At 68.1% G+C, this 20,434-nt stretch carries 17 protein-coding genes; 14 read left to right on the top strand and 3 right to left on the bottom strand.

Features of this window, described 5'->3' with window-relative positions; all coding sequences use genetic code 11:
• Positions 1 to 36: 36 nt before the first annotated feature.
• From V1Y59_RS17815 to pgfA, 6 genes are all read left to right on the top strand, one after another.
• A complete protein-coding gene (locus tag V1Y59_RS17815; RefSeq protein ID WP_330506274.1) occupies positions 37 to 402 on the top strand; it encodes an ArsR/SmtB family transcription factor in 366 nt (121 codons plus the stop codon).
• A gap of 99 nt (positions 403 to 501) precedes the next feature.
• Entirely contained in the window at positions 502 to 1,446 is a 945-nt protein-coding gene (locus V1Y59_RS17810) for a metal ABC transporter substrate-binding protein (protein WP_330506273.1), read from the top strand.
• Positions 1,433 to 2,203 (top strand): metal ABC transporter ATP-binding protein, encoded by a 771-nt coding sequence (locus tag V1Y59_RS17805; protein WP_330506272.1) that lies wholly within the window; start codon positions 1,433 to 1,435, stop codon positions 2,201 to 2,203. Before V1Y59_RS17810 ends, V1Y59_RS17805 begins: the two co-directional genes overlap by 14 nt.
• Entirely contained in the window at positions 2,200 to 3,060 is an 861-nt protein-coding gene (locus V1Y59_RS17800) for a metal ABC transporter permease (protein WP_330506271.1), read from the top strand. The genes V1Y59_RS17805 and V1Y59_RS17800 overlap by 4 nt, the downstream gene beginning before the upstream one ends.
• A gap of 47 nt (positions 3,061 to 3,107) precedes the next feature.
• Entirely contained in the window at positions 3,108 to 4,508 is a 1,401-nt protein-coding gene (locus tag V1Y59_RS17795) for an ABC1 kinase family protein (RefSeq protein ID WP_431309213.1), read from the top strand.
• A 109-nt stretch (positions 4,509 to 4,617) separates the two neighbouring features.
• On the top strand, positions 4,618 to 6,090 hold the full coding sequence (gene pgfA, locus V1Y59_RS17790) for a cell envelope lipid trafficking protein PgfA (protein ID WP_330506269.1): 1,473 nt from the start codon (positions 4,618 to 4,620) through the stop codon (positions 6,088 to 6,090).
• Between the two features lie 66 nt (positions 6,091 to 6,156).
• On the opposite strand, the gene V1Y59_RS17785 is transcribed toward pgfA, so the two are convergent.
• Positions 6,157 to 7,086, bottom strand: coding sequence for a hypothetical protein (locus V1Y59_RS17785; protein ID WP_330506268.1), 930 nt, complete (start codon positions 7,084 to 7,086; stop codon positions 6,157 to 6,159).
• Positions 7,087 to 7,268: 182 nt separating this feature from the next.
• Positions 7,269 to 8,231, bottom strand: a complete 963-nt coding sequence (locus tag V1Y59_RS17780) for an alpha/beta hydrolase (RefSeq protein ID WP_330506267.1) — start codon at positions 8,229 to 8,231, stop codon at positions 7,269 to 7,271.
• Between the two features lie 325 nt (positions 8,232 to 8,556).
• Between V1Y59_RS17780 and V1Y59_RS17775 the strand changes: the two genes are divergently transcribed.
• From V1Y59_RS17775 to V1Y59_RS17740, 8 genes are all read left to right on the top strand, one after another.
• Entirely contained in the window at positions 8,557 to 10,047 is a 1,491-nt protein-coding gene (locus V1Y59_RS17775) for an amidase (protein ID WP_330506266.1), read from the top strand.
• 77 nt (positions 10,048 to 10,124) lie between these two features.
• Positions 10,125 to 11,786 carry an FAD-binding dehydrogenase gene (locus V1Y59_RS17770; RefSeq protein ID WP_330506265.1) on the top strand — a complete coding sequence of 554 codons (1,662 nt, stop codon included), beginning with the start codon at positions 10,125 to 10,127 and terminating at the stop codon, positions 11,784 to 11,786.
• A 46-nt stretch (positions 11,787 to 11,832) separates the two neighbouring features.
• Positions 11,833 to 12,924, top strand: coding sequence for a Dyp-type peroxidase (locus tag V1Y59_RS17765; RefSeq protein WP_330506315.1), 1,092 nt, complete (start codon positions 11,833 to 11,835; stop codon positions 12,922 to 12,924).
• Between the two features lie 46 nt (positions 12,925 to 12,970).
• Positions 12,971 to 13,780: a family 1 encapsulin nanocompartment shell protein gene (locus V1Y59_RS17760; protein ID WP_330506264.1), complete on the top strand. Its 810-nt coding sequence runs from the start codon at positions 12,971 to 12,973 to the stop codon at positions 13,778 to 13,780.
• A 208-nt stretch (positions 13,781 to 13,988) separates the two neighbouring features.
• Positions 13,989 to 15,722: an ABC transporter ATP-binding protein gene (locus V1Y59_RS17755; RefSeq protein ID WP_330506263.1), complete on the top strand. Its 1,734-nt coding sequence runs from the start codon at positions 13,989 to 13,991 to the stop codon at positions 15,720 to 15,722.
• Entirely contained in the window at positions 15,719 to 17,665 is a 1,947-nt protein-coding gene (locus V1Y59_RS17750; protein ID WP_330506262.1) for an ABC transporter ATP-binding protein, read from the top strand. Before V1Y59_RS17755 ends, V1Y59_RS17750 begins: the two co-directional genes overlap by 4 nt.
• A 38-nt stretch (positions 17,666 to 17,703) precedes the next feature.
• Complete coding sequence (locus V1Y59_RS17745) at positions 17,704 to 19,062, top strand: TrkH family potassium uptake protein (RefSeq protein ID WP_330506261.1); 1,359 nt, start codon at positions 17,704 to 17,706, stop codon at positions 19,060 to 19,062.
• Entirely contained in the window at positions 19,055 to 19,723 is a 669-nt protein-coding gene (locus V1Y59_RS17740) for a potassium channel family protein (protein ID WP_330436472.1), read from the top strand. The genes V1Y59_RS17745 and V1Y59_RS17740 overlap by 8 nt, the downstream gene beginning before the upstream one ends.
• A gap of 10 nt (positions 19,724 to 19,733) precedes the next feature.
• Here the strand turns inward: V1Y59_RS17740 and V1Y59_RS17735 are convergent, their stop codons facing one another.
• Complete coding sequence (locus tag V1Y59_RS17735; RefSeq protein ID WP_330506314.1) at positions 19,734 to 20,408, bottom strand: hypothetical protein; 675 nt, start codon at positions 20,406 to 20,408, stop codon at positions 19,734 to 19,736.
• Positions 20,409 to 20,434: the final 26 nt, after the last annotated feature.

The raw sequence follows: 20,434 nt of genomic DNA, 5'->3' as shown, positions 1-20,434 counted from the left end.
CGTGCGGTCGGCCGCTGCCAGGGAGGATCGGACCACATGACCGACGGAACACCCGCCCGCGACGATCAGCCCAGCCTCCATCATCCGGTCACCCCGGAACCCGACCTGCTACGTGCCGCGACTTCGACGTTCGCCATGCTGGCCGATCCCACACGTCTCCATATGCTCTGGCTGCTCACGAACGGCGAGGCGGATGTCACGGCCCTCACCGACGCCGTCGGCGCCTCCCGCACGGCCGTCAGCCAGCATCTGGCCAAGCTGCGATTCACCGGGCTGGTCGACACCCGCAAGGACGGTCGTCGGGTGATCTACCGCATCCGGGACGGCCACCTCAACCGCCTCATCACCGAGGCCCTCAATCACGCCGATCATCAGGTCACCGGCGAACCCGGTCATTCGTGATGTCCCGCGCTCGGGGCGGGGACATGTCGACTGAGTAGGCGCCTGACTATGAGGCAGCTCTAACTTGCAAGTTCGGTCACCCGAAAATATTCTGTCGGTATGCCACCAGCCCGCCGCGGCGCGTTCGTCCTCGTCGTCGTGATGCTCGCCGCGCTCCTCGGCGCGTGCGGCACGACCCAGGCGGACGCCGGCGAGCCCAAGGTGCTGACCACGTTCACGGTCCTCGCCGACATCGGTCGCAACGTGGCCGGCCCGCACGCCGAGGTGGTCTCGCTGACAAAATTCGGGGCCGAGATCCACGGCTACGAACCCACCCCGGGTGACCTGCACAAAGCCATGGACGCGTCGCTCGTGGTGGTCAACGGGCTGCACCTCGACGACTGGTTCGAGCGATTCCTCGACGACATCGACGTCCCGCGAATCGTCGCGTCCGACGGCGTCGACGCGATGGGAATCAGCGACGTCCCCGGCGCGGCCGCCGACGACGCGGACACACCCAACCCGCACGCATGGATGTCGCCGACCGAGGCGAAGGTGTACGCCGACAACATCGCCGACGGGCTCGCCGCCGTCGATCCCGACCACGCCGACGACTACCGGCGCAACGCGGCGGAATACGGCGAGCAGCTCGACGCGGAACGGCGGCGGCTCGTCGCCGCGGTCGCCGCACTACCCGCCAACGAGCGAGCCCTGGTCTCGTGCGAGGGCGCCTTCAGCTACCTCGCCCGCGACACCGGGCTCACCGAGCACTACATCTGGCCGGTCAACTCCGAGCAGGAGGCGACACCGCAGCAGATGCGACGGACGGTCGACTTCGTCCGCACCCGCAACGTGCCGGCGGTGTTCTGCGAATCCACGGTCAACGACGACCCGATGCTGCAGGTGCAGCGCGAGACCGGCGCCCGCTACGGCGGCGTCCTCTACGTCGACTCACTCTCGGAGTCCGACGGACCGGTGCCCACCTACCTCGATCTGCTCCGCCACGACGTCTCCACAATCGTTGACGGCCTCACCGGAAAGGACGGCGACCTTGCCGACTCCTGAAGTCCCCCAACCGGTTCCCGCCCTGGATATCGCCGGTCTGACCGTCCGATACGGACCCGTGGTGGCACTCGACGACGTCTCGATGACCGTGCACCCCGGCCGGATCTGCGGACTCATCGGCATGAACGGTTCCGGGAAATCGACTCTGTTCAAGTCGATCATGGGGCTGGCGCGACCCACCGCGGGACGCGTGACGATCGCGGGCCACACCATCGCGCAGGCTCGCGCGCGCGGCCTGGTGTCCTACGTGCCGCAGGCCGAGAACGTCGACTGGGAGTTCCCCATCTCGGTACGCGAGGTGGCGATGACGGGTCGCTACGGACGGCAGAACCTGTTCCGCCGCATCACCTCCCGCGACCGGACCGCCGTCGACGACGCCCTCGAACGGGTCGGATTGACCGACCTCGCCGACCGGCAGATCGGTCGCCTGTCCGGCGGGCAGCGCAAACGGGCTTTCGTCGCGCGCGGGATCGCGCAGGGAGCGGAGATCCTGCTGCTCGACGAACCGTTCGCCGGCGTCGACAAACGTTCGGAGGCAACGATCATCGACCTCCTGCGCGAACTGACCGCGGCGGGTCGTACCGTGCTGATCTCCACTCACGACCTGTCCACGCTGCCGTCCTTCGCCAGCGAGGCGGTCCTCCTGATGCAGCGAGTCCTCGTCCACGACACACCGGAGGAGGCGCTGCGGCCGGAGAACCTGGCGTTGGCGTTCGGTGTCGACGTGACCGGCCGGGACGCGGAGGTGAATCGATGATCGAGTTCCTCGTCGAACCCTGGACGCTGTCGTTCATGCGCGACGCCTTCCTCGCCAGCGCGGTCGCGGCCGCGGTGTGCGCGCTGATCAGCTGCTGGATCGTGCTGATCGGCTGGTCGCTGATGGGCGACGCGGTGTCGCACGCCGTCCTGCCCGGCGTGGTGCTCTCCTACATCTTCGGTGCGCCGTTCGCCGTCGGAGCGGTGATCTTCGGCTTCCTCGCGGTCGCCCTCATCGGGACCATCCGCGACACCAGCCGCGTCAAGGAGGACGCCGCGATCGGCATCGTGTTCACCACCCTCTTCGCCCTCGGCCTGGTGCTGGTGTCGGCGACGCCGAGTCAGACCGATCTCGGCCACATCCTGTTCGGCAACGTGCTCGGGGTGAGCGGCTCGGCGCTGTGGCAGCTGATCGTCCTGGCCGCCGTCGTCGCCGCGGTCCTGGTGGTCAAACGCCGCGACCTGACGCTGTTCGCGTTCGATCCGGTGCACGCGCACGCGATCGGGCTCTCCCGACGATGGCTCGGCGCCCTGCTGCTCGGACTACTGGCGCTGACCTGTGTGGTCGCGCTGCAGATCGTCGGCGTCATCCTGGTGGTGGCGATGCTGATCATCCCCGGCGCCGCCGCCCACCTGCTCACCGACCGGTTCGGCCACATGCTCGTGCTGGCGCCGGCGCTGGCGGTCGCGGCCACGGTGGTCGGCATCTACGTCAGCTACGGCGCCGACGTCTCGCCCGGCGGAATGGTGGTCGTCACCCAGGGTGTGATGTTTGCCCTGATCTATCTGTTCGCACCGCGCAACGGGCTCGTGACCAGCCGTTTCACCCACCGCCGGACTGTCGGAGCGGCCGCCTGAGCGGCCCGTCGCCTGGGATCCACCCGGCTCGATCGTTACACTTGCCGATGGTGACAACGCAGAGATCCGCTGACGACGGCCGCCATGCCACACAGACCGACCTCCGCGCGCAACTGCCGACGGTGTCGCCGCTGACCGAGATCACGCGGTTCAGCGCGGCGACGGCACATGCCGCGGCGGGAGTCGGTCGTTTCGTCTTCCACGCGGCGCGAGGCGTCCTGCAGGGCAGGACCCCGACCGCGGCCCTTGTCGCCCATGAGATCCGCACCACCTTCGAACACCTCGGGCCGACGTATGTGAAGCTCGGCCAGCTGATCGCCTCGAGCCCCGGCGTGTTCACCGAGACCCTGGCGACCGAGTTCGAGTCGTTGCTCGACCGGGTACCGCCGGCCGATCCGGCCGAGATCCGCGCGCTGTTCATCGCCGAACTGGGACGGACCCCCGAAGAGGTCTTCGCGACGTTCGACGTCGAGCCGATCGCATCGGCGTCCATCGCCCAGGTACACACCGCCACCCTGCATTCCGGCGAAGAAGTGGTCGTCAAGATCCAGCGGCCGGGCATCACCGACCGACTCGCCCCCGACATCGCGCTGCTCGAGCGGTTCGCCGGGCTCGCGGAGTTCTCGGAGTACGGACGCATGCTCAGCGCCCGGCACGTCGTCGAGGACTTCGCCGACGGCCTCGACGACGAACTCGACTTCCGCAACGAGGCCGACACCATGCGCGAGTGGTACGAGTGCCTGCGGGCCGGACCATTCGGCGACCGCGTGCGTGTCCCAGAGGTGTACGACGCATACACCACCTCTCGCGTGCTGACGATGGAGCGGGTGTACGCGATCCGGATCGACGACGGCGAGGCGGTTCGCGCCGCCGGACACGACGGCGTCGCACTGTGCCGCAATCTGCTGCTGTCGCTGCTCGAATCGGCATTCCACGGCGGTCTGTTCCACGGCGACCTGCACGCCGGCAACGTCCTTGTCGACGCCGAGGGCACCCTGGTACTGCTCGACTTCGGCATCGTCGGCCGCTTCTCGAAGCGCACCCGCCGCATCCTCCGGCAGCTCGTCGTCGACCTCATCGTGCGCGGCGACTACGAGGCGGCAGGACGCGCCATCTTCCTCCTCGGCGCCGTCCACAAGCCCGGTTCGACGGCGCAGGGTGCCGAGGACATCAAGAAAGTCGCCATGCCGCTGGGCGCCACCGACCTCGCCTCGATGTCCTACACCGACCTCGGCCGACAGTTGGCGGCGGTGGCCAAGGCCCACGACGCGCGGCTCCCGCGGGAACTGGTGCTGGTGGGCAAACAGCTGCTCTACGTCGAGAAGTACATGAAGCTGCTCGCCCCGCGGTGGAAGGCGATGGCCGACAAGGAGATCTACGGCTACATGGCCGGGATCATGAAGGAGGCGGAGCGGGACCGGCGAGCCGACCGTGCCGCGTCCGGCTGACGCCGACCACCTGTGTCCAGAGACCTCCGACGCGTGCGGACTCCTCGCCGCTAGGGTTGGGGCGTTGAGTTGTGCGTTTCGATCGTGAGTCTGTGGAGAGAGTGGAGAGATGAGACGACTGTGGCTGGCGCTGCCGGCGTTCCTCGGCGCCGCGTGTATCGCCGCCGCCATTGCCATACCGCTGTTCCTCGTACCCCAGCTTCGGGTGGTGCCGCTCGATCTCGACATCACGTCGGTCGCGACCACCGTCCCCGAGGACGGCTCCACCGGCGACCGCTACCCGGCCCGGATCTTCGACCGGTGCTCGGTCGGTGAACGGCGGGCGCAGGTGGTCGACGCCCATCTGAGCCAGCAGCGGCGGTCGGTGATCGTCGAACCGTCGGATCGGCGCCAGGCGACCCTGCAGTCGGCGCAGACGGTCCAGATCGACCGCTACCGCGACGCCGACGGCAACGAGGTCGAGCCGACCATGGCGGCCGCCGACGCCGAGCGCGAGTGCAACGACGGGCTCCTGACCGCCAATATCGACCGGGTGTCGGTGAACCGCAGCACCTCGGTGCCGAACGGCACCGTGAGTTCGTTGCAGCTCGAGGCCGCTCCGGAAGGGGTCAACCCCGACGACGTCTCGGTCCAGCTGCCGGATCGCCAGGGCTTCCAGTACAAGTTCGGCTTCGACGTCCAGAAGCGTTCCTACCTCTACTACGACACCAACACCCGCCAGGACATCACGGTGGACTTCGTCGGGGAGTCGACCATCGACGGGGTGACCGTCTACGAGTTCGCCGGCGAGGTGCCCGAGACCGACGTGTCGAACCTGCCGAACGCGCAGGGCCAGGCCTCGCTCGGCACGATGCTGACGATGCCGGCGAGCTGGTGGGGCATCACCGGCCGCGGTGTCGCGCCGGATGACGACGTCACCATGCACCGTTATGCGACGGCCACCCGCCACGTGTGGGTGGAGCCGCAGACCGGCACCATCATCGACGGCAGGGAGGACCAGCAGCAGTACTTCCGGTCCCCTGACCAGAGCGATTCCAACCCGGCACCGATCCGCGACTTCCGTATGGACGTGCTCAGCGCGCGGTTCAAGTGGTCCGACGACACCGTGTCGGCCCAGGCCGCCCGCGCCGACGACTACGTCGGCCAGCTGCGTCTCGGCAGCTTCTGGCTCCCGCTGATACTCGGCATCGTCGGCGTCGCACTGCTGGCGCTGTGGCTGCTGCTGTGGTGGCGCGGACGGCGTCGCGACGACGACACGCCCCCGCCGTCGGATGAGGACCCGGACGCGACCGCGTGGCTCGACGAGCCCCGCCACGCCAAGCCGACCGAGACCGGGGCCACCGGATCGGGCGCAGCGGGCGCCGGTGCCGCCGGATTGGGCGCGGCCGGCGCCGGTGCGGCGGCCGGTGCAGGTGGTTCGCACGCGGCGGGTACGGGCCCCTGGGACCAGCCGACCGAGAAGATCCCCCGCGTCGCGTCGGCTCCCGCGGACGAGTCGTCCACGCAGTCCTTCACGCCGCCGCCGGACGACGACGAGACCCAGCGCTACCGCCGGCCGTCGTCGGAGCCACCGGCCGAGTAGCCGAACGCTCACCGTCCCACCAGACGCGCAGGGTGCAAACTGCGCGTCTGGTGGGAACCGGTGCGTTCACGCTGCCGCCACCAGCCCGAACTTCTCGAGCCACGCACGCACCATCCCGGCGACCCGGCCGGCCTCCAGATCCGCCCAGACCCAGCGGATCACCATCACCCCCATCCCGCGCAGCCGGTCCTCGCGCGCCTTCTCGCGGGTCACCACGTCGACGACGGTCTCGCCGTCTCCGATGTGCTTGCAGTACTTGACCTTGCCGTCGAACTCGCCGACGAGCTTCCCGTCCCAGTCGTAGTCGGTACGCGCGACGAACCGGCCGTGGCCGTCGTAGAACTCATGCTGGAGTCGCGGCACCGGCAGGCCCGCGACGATGATCTGCGCCCGCCCCCACGACTCACCCGGGTTCTCCGCACCCGGGTCGGCCAGATCCAGCGCCCGGCGCGCCTGTGCGACGCCCCGACGGCGTTGCTGCAGCATCGTCGCCATCAACGCCAGGTCTGCGCCCTTACGGAGCGCGGCGTCGAAGACGGCAAGCGCTCCGGCGAACCCGAGCGGGGTCGTACAGGCGACGTCGACGGCGGTCCGTTCGAGCGAGGTCACGCGAAGACCCTCGACGACCACCACGTCACCGGGACCGAGCCGGCTCGCATGCACGTGCCGATGACGATCTGCCCGTCCACCGGCCGTGGCGTCGATGGTCAGGTGCGCACGACGAAGGCTCGGCTTCAGCATGGGCAGGCCGTGCAGGACAGCCGCCGACTCGTGACTGATCACCGCACCGGGGCCGCTCTGCAGCGCGACCGCGATCGCCAGCAGCCGGTGCTCCTCCTCGGCAGTCCGCTCCGCACGGACGGCGAACGTCCCGCGGATCACCTTCACCAGGTCGCCGCTGGCACATGCCCGTTGCAGTTCGTTGTCCGTGTGCGCCGCCGAGATGGCCGCCACCCGGTGGATCAGGCCATACGAGTCGGTCGGAAAGAACGTCATGCATCTTCGACGCGCGGGCGCCCGTCGCGGTTTCACTACGCACTACACGCGCACGCCGCAACCATCCGCACCGGTTGCAACCCGCGCGGGGGGGTTGGAGGCTGAGCGTCTAGGGCCCCACAGACAGCACAACGGCCGGTGACCATTCCTGGTCACCGGCCGTTGCGGTCGATCTCAGCCGATCAGAAGAACGCCGGGGCGAAGGTGGAGCCCCACGACTGCTTGAAATCGCTCTGCCAGTAGTCCCACCAGTGCGCACCGTCCGGGGTGATCCGGGTGGTCAGCTTGACGCCCGGCACCACTGCGAGGCGGCCGATGTAGAGCTGGCTGGAGGTCGACGCGGCGACCTCGAGCGGGATCATCTGCGCGAACTTGACCGGGTCGAAGTTGGCGCTGGTCGGGTTCACCGACGAGTCGTAGCGGCTGCCGACGCCGGTGCCGGCGGAGACGAACACGTGCTTGCCGGCGAGAGCGTTCGCGGTGAGGAACGGGTCGTTCGCGGCCCACTGGCCGGCGGGCCAGATGCCCCACATGTTGGCCGGGTTGCCGCCCATCTCGATGACCGACGCCTGGATGCCCTGGTTGAAGCCCGGCATGGTGACGGTCGGGTAGCCGCTGTAGGAGGCGACCGCCTGGTAGAAGCCCGGATGGCGCGACGCGAGGTTCAGCGCCGAGGTGCCCGACATCGACAGTCCGGCGACACCGTTGCGGCGGTTGTCGCTGTTGTGGCGACGCTGCATGTAGGCCGGCAGCTCACGGGTCAGGAAGGTCTCCCACTTGTTGAGACCCAGGTTCGCATCGACGCGCTCCCAGTCGGTGTAGAAGCTGCCGGCACCGCCGAACGGGATGGCGACGTTGGCGCCCTTGCCGTTCATCCAGCGGGCGACGTCGGTCTCGATGAGCCAGCCGCTGTTGTTGTTGGGTGCGCGCAGACCGTCCAGCAGGTACAGCGTGGGCTTCGGGCCACCGCCACCAGCGGACACGATGCAGACCGGGACGCTCCGGTTCATCGCGTTGGAGTAGACGGATTCCACGTTGCATCCGTTTGCCGCGTGGGCTGCAGGCGCGGCGACCGCTGCGGCGCCCGTGGCGGCAAGAAGAGCCACGAGTCCGGCGACCAGGCGCTTACGGGCGCGTGTCAGCATTCACAAGTCCTTATCGATCTTGACCACGAGTCGGGCCGGTCATTCTCAGGGCATTCTCACGGGATTCTATGGCTCGTTCAGCCGACGCATACCCGTCGTCAGGGAGTGTAACGGCTCGATAACACTCCGGCAAAGCCAAGAACGCGGCCCGCTGACCGGCGACGACGCACCAATCCAGGCCCGCGAAGGGACGACCTGCGCAAACACTCGTGGACGGGGCAGACCTATGTCGACCGTTCATGTGACCGTCGATCCGACGCTATCTCGTCGTTATCGGTTTGCTCGATCAACGGTGACAATCCGGCTGCCGCGTAGCCTGAGAGCGGTGGAACTCAGTGAATACCGACGCCACGACGCCACCGCTCTCGCCGGACTCGTCGCCTCGGGTGACGTCACCCCCGCAGAACTCCTCGAACTCGCGCGCCTGCGCGCCGACAAGGTCGATCCGGCGCTCAACGCGATTGTCCTGCGGATGGACGAGGCCGCCGACTCCCGTGCCGCCGACCCGGATTCGCTCACCGGCCCGTTCGCGGGGGTGCCGTTCCTCATCAAAGACCTCGCCCAGGAGTACCGCGGCTACCCGACCTCGTTCGGCTCCCGGTCGTTGTCGCGTCACATCGCCTCCGACCACTCGGTCGTCGTCCAAAGGTTTCTCGACGCCGGTCTGGTGATCTTCGGCAAGACCAACACCCCCGAGTTCGGTGCGAAGGGCGTCACCGAACCGGAGTTCTGGGGTCCGGCACGCAACCCGTGGAACACCGACCACACTCCCGGCGGGTCGTCGGGCGGATCGGGCGCGGCAGTGGCCGCCGGAATCGTGCCCGCGGCGGGCGCCAACGACGGCGGCGGATCGATCCGCATCCCGGCTGCCTGCAACGGGCTGATCGGTCTCAAGCCGACCCGCGGTCTGGCGCCGTTCGGCCCGGTGTCGGGCGAGTCGATGTTCGGCATGGCAGTGCAAGGGGTGGTGTCGCGGTCGGTACGCGACGCGGCCGCCCTCTACGACGCCATCGTCGGCCCCACCGACGGATCGGTGTACCCCACGCCCACGCCGCGGACTCCCTTCGCCACCCAGATCACCACCCCGCCATCGCGACTGCGGATCGGGTTCTCGACGTCGTCGGCGATCAATCCGAACCCGCACCCGGAAGCCGTCGCCGCCGTGGCACGAACCGCGCAGGTGCTCGACGACCTCGGGCACCACGTGGAGGAGGTGACGCCGCCCTACGACGACGGTGCGCTCGCCCGCGACTTCCTCACCATCTGGTTCGCGGTGCTCGCCACCGAGGTCGACGAGACGCGCACGCTGACCGGCGCCACCGACCGCGACTTCGAGGCGGACACGCTCGCGCTGGCCGAGTTGGGCCGATCCGCAGGTGTCGTGGCGGCGATGACCGCGCTGAACAAGGTCAACGACTACGTGCTCTCGTTGTCCCGTTTCCATCAGACCCACGACCTCTTCCTGACCCCGACACTGGCCACGCCACCGCTGCGGATCGGCGCCACCACCACACCGCCGCTGCTGCAGGGCGCGTCGCGGGTCATCTCGAAGGTGCACGCCGGCAACCTCCTCGCGCGCACCGGGATTCTCGACGACCTGATCGAGCAGAGCCTCGGCTGGGTGCCCTACACCCAGCTCGCCAACCTCACCGGCCGTCCCGCCATCAGTGTGCCGATGCACTGGACCGCCGAGGGCCTGCCGCTCGGGGTGCAGTTCGTCGGGCGGCTCGGCGCCGACGGTGACCTGCTCGCGCTGGCTGCACAACTCGAGCAGGCGGCACCGTGGGCGCACCGCTATTCCGACATCTCCGTCTGAGGCGTCTGCCAGACGCAGCCCGACCGCCTCGGACCGGGCGCTAAGGTCAACCCATCCGATTCGATGAGGAGGGGCCCGTGAGCGAGCAGCAGGCCGACGCGGTGGTGGTCGGCTCCGGATTGGCGGGACTGGTCGCGACCTACGAGCTCACCCGAGCGGGGCGCAAGGTCGTGGTCGTCGACCAGGAGAACCGCAACAATCTCGGCGGGCAGGCCTTCTGGTCGCTGGGCGGGCTGTTCCTCGTCGACAGCCCCGAGCAGCGACGCCTCGGCATCAAGGACTCCGCCGAGCTGGCCCTGCAGGACTGGATGGGATCGGCCGGATTCGACCGCGACGACGAGGATTTCTGGCCGCGCCAGTGGGCGCGCGCCTACGTCGACTTCGCTGCGACGATCAAACGCCAGTACCTGCACGACCTCGGCCTCCGCTTCACCCCCGTCGTCGGCTGGGCCGAGCGGGGCGGCGGTTTCGCCGACGGCCACGGCAACTCGGTGCCCCGGTTCCATCTCACCTGGGGCACCGGACCGGAGGTCGCCCGGATCTTCGTCGAGCCCGTGCTGGAGGCGGAGAAGCAGGGACTGGTGGAGTTCCGGTTCCGCCATCGTGTCGACGAGATCGTCGTCGACGACGGCGCGGCAACCGGGGTGCGCGGGGCGGTCCTGGCCGACACCGATCTGGCACGCGGCGTGGCGTCGTCGCGGGATGTCGTCGGCGACTTCGAGATCCGCGCCGGGGCGGTCGTCGTCACGACCGGCGGCATCGGCCACAACCATGAGATGATCCGGCGCAACTGGCCCACCGAGCGCCTCGGACCCGCGCCGGAGACGATGATCTCGGGCGTCCCGGCCTACGTCGACGGCCGGATGCTCGGCATCGCCGAGGACGCCGGCGCGAGTCTGGTGAACCGGGATCGCATGTGGCACTACACCGAAGGCATCCACAACTGGGACCCGATCTGGCCCGACCACGCGATCCGCATCATCCCGGGCCCGTCGTCACTGTGGCTCGACGCCGACGGAAATCGGCTCGCACCACCCAATTTCCCGGGTTTCGACACCAATTCGACGATGAAGGCGATCCTGTCGACCGGCCACGACTACTCGTGGTTCATGCTGACGCAGAGCATCATCGAGAAGGAGTTCGCGCTGTCGGGGTCCGAACAGAATCCCGACATCACCAGCAAGGACCTGAAGTTCGCGGCGAAAAGCCGCCTGGCCAAGGGTGCGCCCGGCCCGGTCGACGCGTTCGCCAGGCACGGCGTGGATTTCGTGGTGCGCGACAATCTTCCGGAGCTGGTGGCCGGGATGAACGAGATAGCTCGCGGACCCAAGCTGGACCTGCAGCACCTCGAGCGGGTCATCTCCGCGCGCGACGGGCAGATCGACAACAAGTACTCCAAGGACGCGCAGATCATGGCGATCACCAACGCGCGACAGTACCTGGGAGACAAGGTTGTCCGGGTGGCCAAGCCGCATCGGCTGCTCGACCCCGCGCACGGTCCGCTGATCGCGGTGCGGCTCAACGTGCTCACCCGAAAGACGCTGGGCGGCCTGGAGACCAACCTGGATTCGCAGGTCATGCGGCCCGACGGAACGGCGTTCGACGGACTGTTCGCCGCGGGCGAGGTGGCCGGCTTCGGCGGTGGCGGCGTGCACGGCTACAACGCACTCGAGGGCACCTTCCTCGGTGGCTGCATCTTCTCCGGGCGGGCGGCGGGTCGGACGATCGCGCGCGGTTGAGCGGGGATGCGCCGAGTCCCGGTGGGCTACAGTGAGTCGCGTGCCGATCCCCGCCGCACCGATCCCACAGACGATCCTCACGCGCAAGACCACCTCGGCGCTCTTCCTCGTGCTGACCATCGACGAGGGCGGCGAGGACGCGGTGCGCGATCTCCTGGCGGATCTGCCGACACTGACCCGCGCGGTCTCGTCGCGGGCACCGGAGGCGGCACTGGCAGCCATCGCGTCGATCGGTTCGGACGCGTGGGACCGGCTGTTCGACGGCCCGCGACCGCAAGCGCTGCGACCCTTCGTCGTCTACGAAGGTGACGTCCACACGGCGCCCGCGACGCCGGGCGATCTGCTGCTGCACATCAAGGCCGACCGGATGGACCTGTGTTTCGAGGTCGGCCGGCTGGCCATGGACGCCCTCGGCGATGCGGTCACCGTGGTCGACGAGGTACACGGCTTCCGCTACTTCGACCTGCGGGACATCATCGGCTTCGTCGACGGCACCGAGAATCCCGTCGGGCGGGCCGCCATCGACGCGATCACGGTCGGCGACGAGGACCAGGCCTTCGCCGGCGGCAGCTACGTCGCGATCCAGCGCTATGTGACCGACCTCGAGGCGTGGAACGCGTTGAGCGTCGCCGACCAGGAGGACGCGATCGGGCGCACCAAGCTCGACAACGTGGAGATGGACGACGACGTGAAACCGTCGAACTCGCACATCGCACTCAACGTCGTCGAGGACGAGGACGGTGAGGACATCGACGTCGTACGCGACAACATGCCCTACGGCGACGTCTCCGGGTCGGGCGAGCGCGGCACCTTCTACATCGCGTACTCCGCGGGGCCCGACGTCACCGAGGAGATGCTGCGGAAGATGTTCATCGGTGACCCGCCCGGCAACTACGACCGGCTACTCGACTTCACCACCGCCGTCAGCGGCGCCCAGTTCTTCACGCCCACCATCGATTTCCTCGAGGACCTGCCGGACCCGCCGACTGCGCCCGCCGAGGAGGTCGATGACGCCGCGCCCTCCTCCCCCGCTGATCGAGTAGCCACGAGCGAGCGCAGCGAGCCCGAGGCGTATCGAGATCGAGATCGAGATCGAGATCCCGCCGACGGCTCACTCGGCATCGGCTCCCTGCACTGACCACCAGACCCACACCGGACACCCGACCCCACCTCCAGGAGGCAGCATGAACAACCTGCATCGCGAACTCGCACCGATCTCCGACTCCGCTTGGGCGGAGATCGAGGAGGAGGCCACCCGGTCGTTCAAACGCAACAGTGCGGCCCGTCGTCTCGTCGACGTCAACGGCCCGCTGGGTTCGGAGATCGCGTCGGTCACCCTGGGCCACCGCAGCAAGATCGACTCCCCCGCCGACGGCATCGTCGCGCACCAGCGGCAGGCACAACCACTGGTGGAGCTGAAGGTGCCGTTCACCCTGACCCGCGAGGCCATCGACGACGTCGACCGCGGCGCGCAGGACTCCGACTGGGACCCGGTGCGCGACGCCGCGGCGGAACTCGCCCGCGCCGAGGACCACGCGGTGTTCGAGGGCTACCCGGCCGCCGGCATCACCGGCATCCGCGCGGCCGCGTCGGCGACACCCATCGCGCTTCCGCCGGACGTGCGCGACTATCCCGAGGCGCTCAGCCAGGCGACGACCGCGCTGCGTCTCGCCTCGGTCGAGGGGCCGTACTCGCTCGCGTTGTCGAAGGACGTGTACACGCTGGTCAACGAGACCTCCAACCATGGCGTCCCCGTCCGCGACCACCTGCAGCGACTCCTCGTCGCCGACGGCGACATCGTGTGGGCCCCGGCGATCTCGGGCGCGTTCCTACTGAGCACGCGCGGCGGCGACTTCGAACTCAGCATCGGCCAGGATGTGTCGATCGGCTACGACCATCACGACGCCGACACCGTCACGCTGTATTTCCAGGAGACGTTCACGTTCCTCGCCTACACACCGGAGGCCGCGATCCCGTTCACGTTCGGCGGCTGACGCCCGTCTCCCGCTGGTCGAGTAGCCCGTTTCCCGCTGGTCGAGTAGCCCGAGGCGCCAGCCGAGGACGTATCGAGACCACGGCACCAGGTCTCGATGCGCCTCCTCGCTCCGCTCGTCGGCTCACTCGACCGACGACATGTGACGATCGTCGTCCTACTCGACCATCGGAAAGCTGTGTTGCTAGCGTCGTCGGAGTGATCACACCATGCTGAGCCGCCTCATCCGCACCTATCTGTCGGGATACCGCGGCTACATGGTGGGTGTGGTCGGCCTGCAGTTCGTGGCGACCGCGGCGATGCTCTACCTACCCACCCTCAACGCCGACATCATCGACAACGGTGTGGCGCAGGGCGACACCGACTACATCCTGCGCATCGGCGGCTGGATGCTGGTCATCACGATCGCCCAGGTGATCTGCACGATCGCCGCCCAGTACTGCGGAGCGCACGCCGCGCTGGGCGCCGGCCGCGACATCCGTCGCGACCTGCTGCACCGGGTCAACAGGTTCTCCGCTCGCGAGGTCGGCACCTTCGGGGCGCCGTCGCTGATCACCCGCACCACCAACGACGTGCAGCAGGTCCAGCTCCTGATCGTCATGAGCAACGCGATCCTGGTGATGGCACCGATCATGTGTGTCGGCGGGATCGTCATGGGCGTCCATGTCGCGGCCGACCTGTCCTGGCTGCTCGCCATCGCGGTGCCGGTACTCGGCGTCACCGTGGCGATCCTGATCAGCCGGATGATCCCCGGCTTCCGGGTCATGCAGGAACGTATCGATGCCGTGAATCGCATCCTGCGTGAGCAGATCACCGGCATCCGGGTGGTGCGCGCATTCGTCCGCGAACGCCACGAGTCCGACCGCTTCTCCGTCGCCAACGATCAACTGTCCGACGCCACGTTCCGCGTCGGCCGGATCATGGCGTTGTCCCTGCCGCTGGTCATGTTGATCACCAACCTCACCATCGTCGGGATCATCTGGTTCGGCGGTCACGCCGTCGTCGATGGCACGGTCGAGATCGGTGCGCTCACCGCGATGATGAGCTACGTCATGCAGATCATGATGTCGGTGATGATGGCGTCGTTCCTGGCGATGATGGCGCCCCGCGCCGCCGTGTGCGCCGAACGCATCTGGGAGGTTCTCGACACCGAGACGTCGGTGGTGTCCCCCACCTACCCGGTCGGATTCGCCGACGACCCCGCGACCGTCGAGTTCTCCCACGCCGAGTTCCGCTATCCCGGCGCCGACGCCCCGGTACTGCGCGACATCACCTTCCGCGTCGAACCCGGGACCACCACCGCCATCGTCGGCTCGACCGGCTCCGGCAAGACCACCCTCGCGGGTCTGATCCCACGCCTGATCGACGCCACCGACGGCGCGGTGCTCGTCGGCGGCACCGACGTCCGCGATCTCGATCCCGAGTTGCTCCGATCGGTGATCGGCTTCGTCCCGCAACGCCCGTACCTGTTCTCCGGCACCGTCGCGAGCAACGTCCGCTACGGCAGACCCGACGCCACCGACGAGGAGATCTGGGATGCGCTGCGCATCGCGCAGGCCGACGACTTCGTGTCCCGCATGCCGCAGGGTCTCGACGCACCGATCGCCCAGGGCGGCACCACGGTGTCGGGCGGCCAGCGCCAGCGTCTCGCCATCGCCCGCGCCGTCATCCGACGGCCATCGGTGTACCTCTTCGACGACTCGTTCTCCGCCCTCGACCTCGCCACCGACGCACGGCTGCGGGCGGCATTGCGTCCGGTGACCCGCGACGCGGCGGTCGTGGTGGTCGCCCAGCGCGTGTCGACGATCGTCGACGCCGACCAGATCGTGGTCCTCGATCGCGGACGGGTCGTCGGACTCGGCCGGCACGACGAGCTGGTGTCGACCTGCGCGACCTACGCCGAGATCGTCGAATCCCAGATGTCGATCGGACCGACGTCATGACCCGCCCGCAGGGAGCCGGCCCGCCAGGACCGGCGATGGCCGGCGCCCCCGCCGAGAAGCCGCGGTCGTTCGGGCCGTCGATCAAACGTCTGCTGCGGCTGTTGCTCGGCCACCGTCTGGTCATGTGGACGGTGTTCGCGTCGACGGTGGTGTCGGTGGTGCTGATGGCCATCGCCCCGCGGGTGCTCGGCCATGCCACCGACCTCGTGTTCAACGGTGTCATCGGCTCGATGCTGCCGTCCGGGCTCACGAAGGATCAGGCCGTCGCCGGCATGCGCGAGCGTGGTGACGACACGTTCGCCGACATGGTGAGCTCCATGGACGTCACGCCCGGCGTGGGTGTCGACTTCTCGGCGGTCGGCCAGGTGTTGTTGATCGTCGCTCTGCTCTATGTGTGCTCGTCGTTCCTGAGCTGGGTGGCCGGGTACCTGATCAACGTCGTCGTGGTGCGGACGGTGCGCCTGCTGCGCGCCCGGGTCGAGGACAAGATCCACCGGCTGCCGCTGCGCTATTACGATGCGCAAGCGCGCGGCGACCTGCTCAGCCGGGTCACCAACGACCTCGACAACCTCTCGCAAAGCCTGCAACAGACCATCTCGCAGTTCCTCAACTCGGTGCTGATGGTCTTCGCGCTGCTGGCCATGATGATCTGGATCTCGCCGCTGCTCGCCCTCATCGCGATCCTCACCGTGCCGTTCGCGTTCATCGCCACCGCGCAGATCGCCAAACGGTCGAAGCCGCACTTCATGGCCCAGTGGTCATCGACGGGTGCGCTCAACGCCCAGGTGGAGGAAGCGTTCACCGGCCACGAGCTGGTCAAGGTGTTCGGACGCCAGCAGCAGGTCGAGGCGACGTTCGACGAACGCAACCAGAAGCTGTATGAGTCGAGCTGGCGGGCCCAGTTCATCTCCGGGATCATCATGCCGACCGTCATGTTCCTGGGGAACCTCAACTATGTGGCGGTCGCGGTGGTCGGTGGACTGCGGGTGGCATCGGGGTCGCTGAGTCTCGGTGAGGTGCAGGCGTTCATCCAGTATTCGCGGCAGTTCACGCAGCCACTCACCCAGATCGGGTCCATGTTCAACCTGATGCAGAGCGGTGTCGCGTCGGCCGAACGGATCTTCGACGTCCTCGACGCCGAGGAGGAGACCCCCGATCCGTCGTCGCCGGAATCACCGGCCGACGGCAACGGTCGGATCGAGTTCGACGACGTGTCGTTCCGCTACGTCGACGACAAGCCGCTCATCGAGAACCTGTCGCTGGTCGCCGAGCCCGGCCACATGGTCGCGATCGTCGGCCCCACCGGCGCCGGAAAGACGACCCTGGTCAATCTGATCATGCGGTTCTATGACGTCGATTCGGGCACGATCCGCGTCGACGGTGTCGATTCACGCCGAATGACGCGTGACGACCTGCGTGAGCGCACCGGCATGGTGCTGCAGGACTCGTGGCTGTTCGGCGGGACGATCTACGAGAACATCGCCTACGGCGACCCGACCGCATCCCGCGATGAGGTCATCGAGGCGGCGGAACTCAGCCACGTCGACCATTTCGTGCGCACCCTGCCCGACGGCTACGACACCGTCCTCGACGAGGAAGGTGGCGGCGTCAGCGCCGGCGAGCGACAGTTGATCACCATCGCACGCGCCTTCCTCGCCAAACCCACGATCCTGATCCTCGACGAGGCGACGAGTTCGGTCGACACCCGCACCGAGTTGCTGATCCAGCAGGCGATGGCGGCCCTGCGCACCGACCGGACCAGTTTCGTGATCGCGCACCGACTCTCGACGGTCCGCGACGCCGACGTCATCGTCGTGATGGAGGACGGCCACATCGTCGAGCAGGGCACGCACGACGAACTGCTGGCCACCCGGGGTGCCTATTGTCGGCTCTACAACAGCCAGTTCGCCGGGCCAATCGAGGACGAACCGGTCGCGCCGTAGCCGCTCTGCTGCGGCCAGAAGCGGCAGAATGCAGAGCCATGGGGCTGTTGACGGCGCGGCATCCGGCGCGACTGGTCGCGATCGGGTTCGCACTCGCGGTCGTCGTGGGGACCGCAGTGCTGATGCTGCCGATCGCCACCGAGAGCGGGGAGTCGACATCACTGGTCACCGCGCTGTTCACGGCGACGTCGGCGGTGTGCGTGACCGGTCTGGTCGTCGTCGACACCGGGTCGCATTGGTCGATGTTCGGCGAACTCACCATCCTCACGCTCATCCAGGTGGGCGGACTGGGCATCATGACCCTGGCGTCGATGCTGGGGCTGCTCGTCGCCAGACGGATGGGCCTGAGGATGCAGCTGGTCGCCCAGGCCGAGACCCGCTCGGTCCAGCTCGGCGACAGCCGGCGCGTGGTGATCGGTGTCATCCTGCTCAGCCTCGCCGTGGAGGCGGTGATCGCCACGATCCTGTCGACCCGATTCGTCCTCGGGTACGACGAGAACGTGGGCCGTGGAATCTATCTCGGTGTCTTCCACGCGATCTCGGCATACAACAACGCCGGCTTCTCGCTGTATGCGGACAGCCTGATGCCGTTCGCGAGCGACCTGTGGATCCTCGTTCCGATAGTCGTCGGCTTCGTCATCGGCGGGCTCGGATTCCCTGTCGTGTTCGAGGCCTACCGCCGTCTCGTGCGGCGGTTGCGGTCGGCTACGGCGCCGGCCCGCGGCTGGTCGTTGCACACCAAGATCACGGTGATCACCTACGCGATTCTGGCTGTCGCCGGTGCGGTGGCGATCACCGCCGCCGAGTGGTCGAACCCGGCGACCCTGGGGCCGATGGGCCTGGTGGACAAGGTGACCAACGGTGTCTTCCAGGGCATGTCGCCCCGCACGGTCGGATTCAACTCCATCGACATCGGCGCGATGCACCCGTCGTCGCTGCTCGTGACCGACATGCTGATGTTCATCGGCGGCGGCAGTGCGGGCACCGCGGGCGGCATCAAGGTCACCACGTTCGCGCTGCTCGCCTTCGTCGTGATCGCCGAGATCCGAGGTGAACCGACCGTGCACGTGATGGGCCGCAATCTCGCACCCACCGTGCAGCGTCAGGCGATCACGGTGGTGCTGCTCGGTGTCGGGGCGGTCGTGGCCAGCACGCTCGCCATCATGTTCATGACCGAGTACCGGCTCGAAACCGTGTTGTTCGAGGTGGTCTCGGCGTTCGCGACGGTCGGTCTCTCCACCGGGATCACGGCCGACCTGCCCGCCGGGGCGCAACTGTTGCTCGTAGTGTTGATGTTCGTGGGCCGGTTGGGCCCCATCACGCTCGCCACCGCACTCGCGTTGCGAGAGCGCGGTCGCCGGTACGAGTACCCCGAGGAGAGGCCGATCGTTGGGTAGCAGAAACCGCCACGGAACACGTGTCGCCGTCATCGGCCTGGGCCGCTTCGGGAGTTCGCTGGCACGCGAACTCGTCGAGCAGGGTTCCGAGGTCCTCGGCATCGATTCCGATCCCCGACTGGTGCAGCGTTACGCCGAGGACCTGACGCATGCCGCGGTCGCCGACACCACCGACCGCGACGCGCTGAAACAGTTGGGCGTGCCGGACTTCCGGCTCGCCGTGGTCAGCATCGGCGCCGACCTCGAGGCCAGCATCCTCACGACATCACTCCTGTCGGACTTCGGGATTCCCCGGATCTGGGCGAAGGCCACCAGCCGTCAGCACGGACAGATTCTCGAGCGCGTCGGCGCCCACCACGTGGTCCTCCCCGAACACGACATGGGCGAGCGGGTCGCGCACCTCGTGACCGGCCGCATGCTGGATTTCATCGAGTTCGACGAGGACTTCGCCATGGTGAAGACATTGGCTCCCAACGCAATCATCGGGAAGTCGCTGTCGGCCGGGCGACCGCGGGAACGGTTCGGCATCAACGTGGTCGCCGTGAAGCAGCCCGGCGGGCACTTCGTCTACGCCACCGAGGACTCTGTGATCGCCGCGGGCGACATGCTGGTCGTCGCCGGACGAACCGAGGACGTCGAGAGATTCACCGACCTGCCCTGAACCCGGCCGATCACTCCGCGCGTCCGCGGCCGGGCTCCAGAGCCGCCGCGATCCGGTGTTCCAGTTTCTCGCTGGCCGCAGGCGGGACCACGATGAGGCCTTCGAGTTCGTCGCGGGCCCTTCGGTAGGCCGCTTGCCGTTCGGCCGCGGTCGCCGCGTCGTTTGCCGCGACCGCGACGAGGCGGCGGGCACGTTCGAGGCGTTCCCGCTCCACCGGCGAGAAGTCGGTCTGCCTGCGTCTGCGGGCCTCACGCTCGGCGGCGTCGAACGCGGTCGCGTACTCGCCGACCGCGTCCCGGTAGTCGGCGAACGCGGCCGGGTCGAGCAGGTCATCGGGATCGGCAGGCCGCAGGTCGTCGGCGTGCACTTTCGCGCGATGAAACGCCAGCGTCAACGGGTCACGCAGGTCCGTCATCATCGGGTATTCGATGAGGGTGGCGAGGTCGAGTTCGTAGTCGAACCATCGTGCGTTCACCTCGTCGTGGCGCCGCAACGTCTTGGTGATCGATGTCTTGTTGGTCTGCGTGATCCGCAGTTCCTCGGCCCGCGATGTCGCCCGGATCCGTTCGAGTTCGATCTTGTCGCGCCGGCGCTTCTCGTTGTACGCGGCGATCCGGGCCGCCCAGCCCCCGACGACACCGCCGATCGGGAAGATCAGCCACCAGAAATCGCCGATGGAGCCCATGATGCTCACATCTCCAATGCTACCGA

The organism is Gordonia prachuapensis, from assembly GCF_036350515.1.
GTDB classification, from domain to species: Bacteria; Actinomycetota; Actinomycetes; order Mycobacteriales; family Mycobacteriaceae; genus Gordonia; species Gordonia prachuapensis.
Note: the sequence above shows the minus strand (reverse complement) of the source record. Positions and strands in the feature narration are given on the sequence as shown.

Excerpts from the sequence above, each read along its gene's own strand:
- V1Y59_RS17815 (WP_330506274.1), top strand. The coding sequence starts at position 37 with ATGACCGACGGAACACCCGCCCGCGACGATCAGCCCAGCCTCCATCAT.
- V1Y59_RS17810 (WP_330506273.1), top strand. The coding sequence starts at position 502 with ATGCCACCAGCCCGCCGCGGCGCGTTCGTCCTCGTCGTCGTGATGCTC.
- V1Y59_RS17800 (WP_330506271.1), top strand. The coding sequence starts at position 2,200 with ATGATCGAGTTCCTCGTCGAACCCTGGACGCTGTCGTTCATGCGCGAC.
- V1Y59_RS17795 (WP_431309213.1), top strand. The coding sequence starts at position 3,108 with ATGGTGACAACGCAGAGATCCGCTGACGACGGCCGCCATGCCACACAG.
- pgfA (WP_330506269.1), top strand. The coding sequence starts at position 4,618 with ATGAGACGACTGTGGCTGGCGCTGCCGGCGTTCCTCGGCGCCGCGTGT.
- V1Y59_RS17785 (WP_330506268.1), bottom strand. The coding sequence starts at position 7,086 with ATGACGTTCTTTCCGACCGACTCGTATGGCCTGATCCACCGGGTGGCG.
- V1Y59_RS17780 (WP_330506267.1), bottom strand. The coding sequence starts at position 8,231 with ATGCTGACACGCGCCCGTAAGCGCCTGGTCGCCGGACTCGTGGCTCTT.
- V1Y59_RS17760 (WP_330506264.1), top strand. The coding sequence starts at position 12,971 with ATGAACAACCTGCATCGCGAACTCGCACCGATCTCCGACTCCGCTTGG.
- V1Y59_RS17755 (WP_330506263.1), top strand. The coding sequence starts at position 13,989 with ATGCTGAGCCGCCTCATCCGCACCTATCTGTCGGGATACCGCGGCTAC.
- V1Y59_RS17750 (WP_330506262.1), top strand. The coding sequence starts at position 15,719 with ATGACCCGCCCGCAGGGAGCCGGCCCGCCAGGACCGGCGATGGCCGGC.
- V1Y59_RS17745 (WP_330506261.1), top strand. The coding sequence starts at position 17,704 with ATGGGGCTGTTGACGGCGCGGCATCCGGCGCGACTGGTCGCGATCGGG.
- V1Y59_RS17735 (WP_330506314.1), bottom strand. The coding sequence starts at position 20,408 with ATGGGCTCCATCGGCGATTTCTGGTGGCTGATCTTCCCGATCGGCGGT.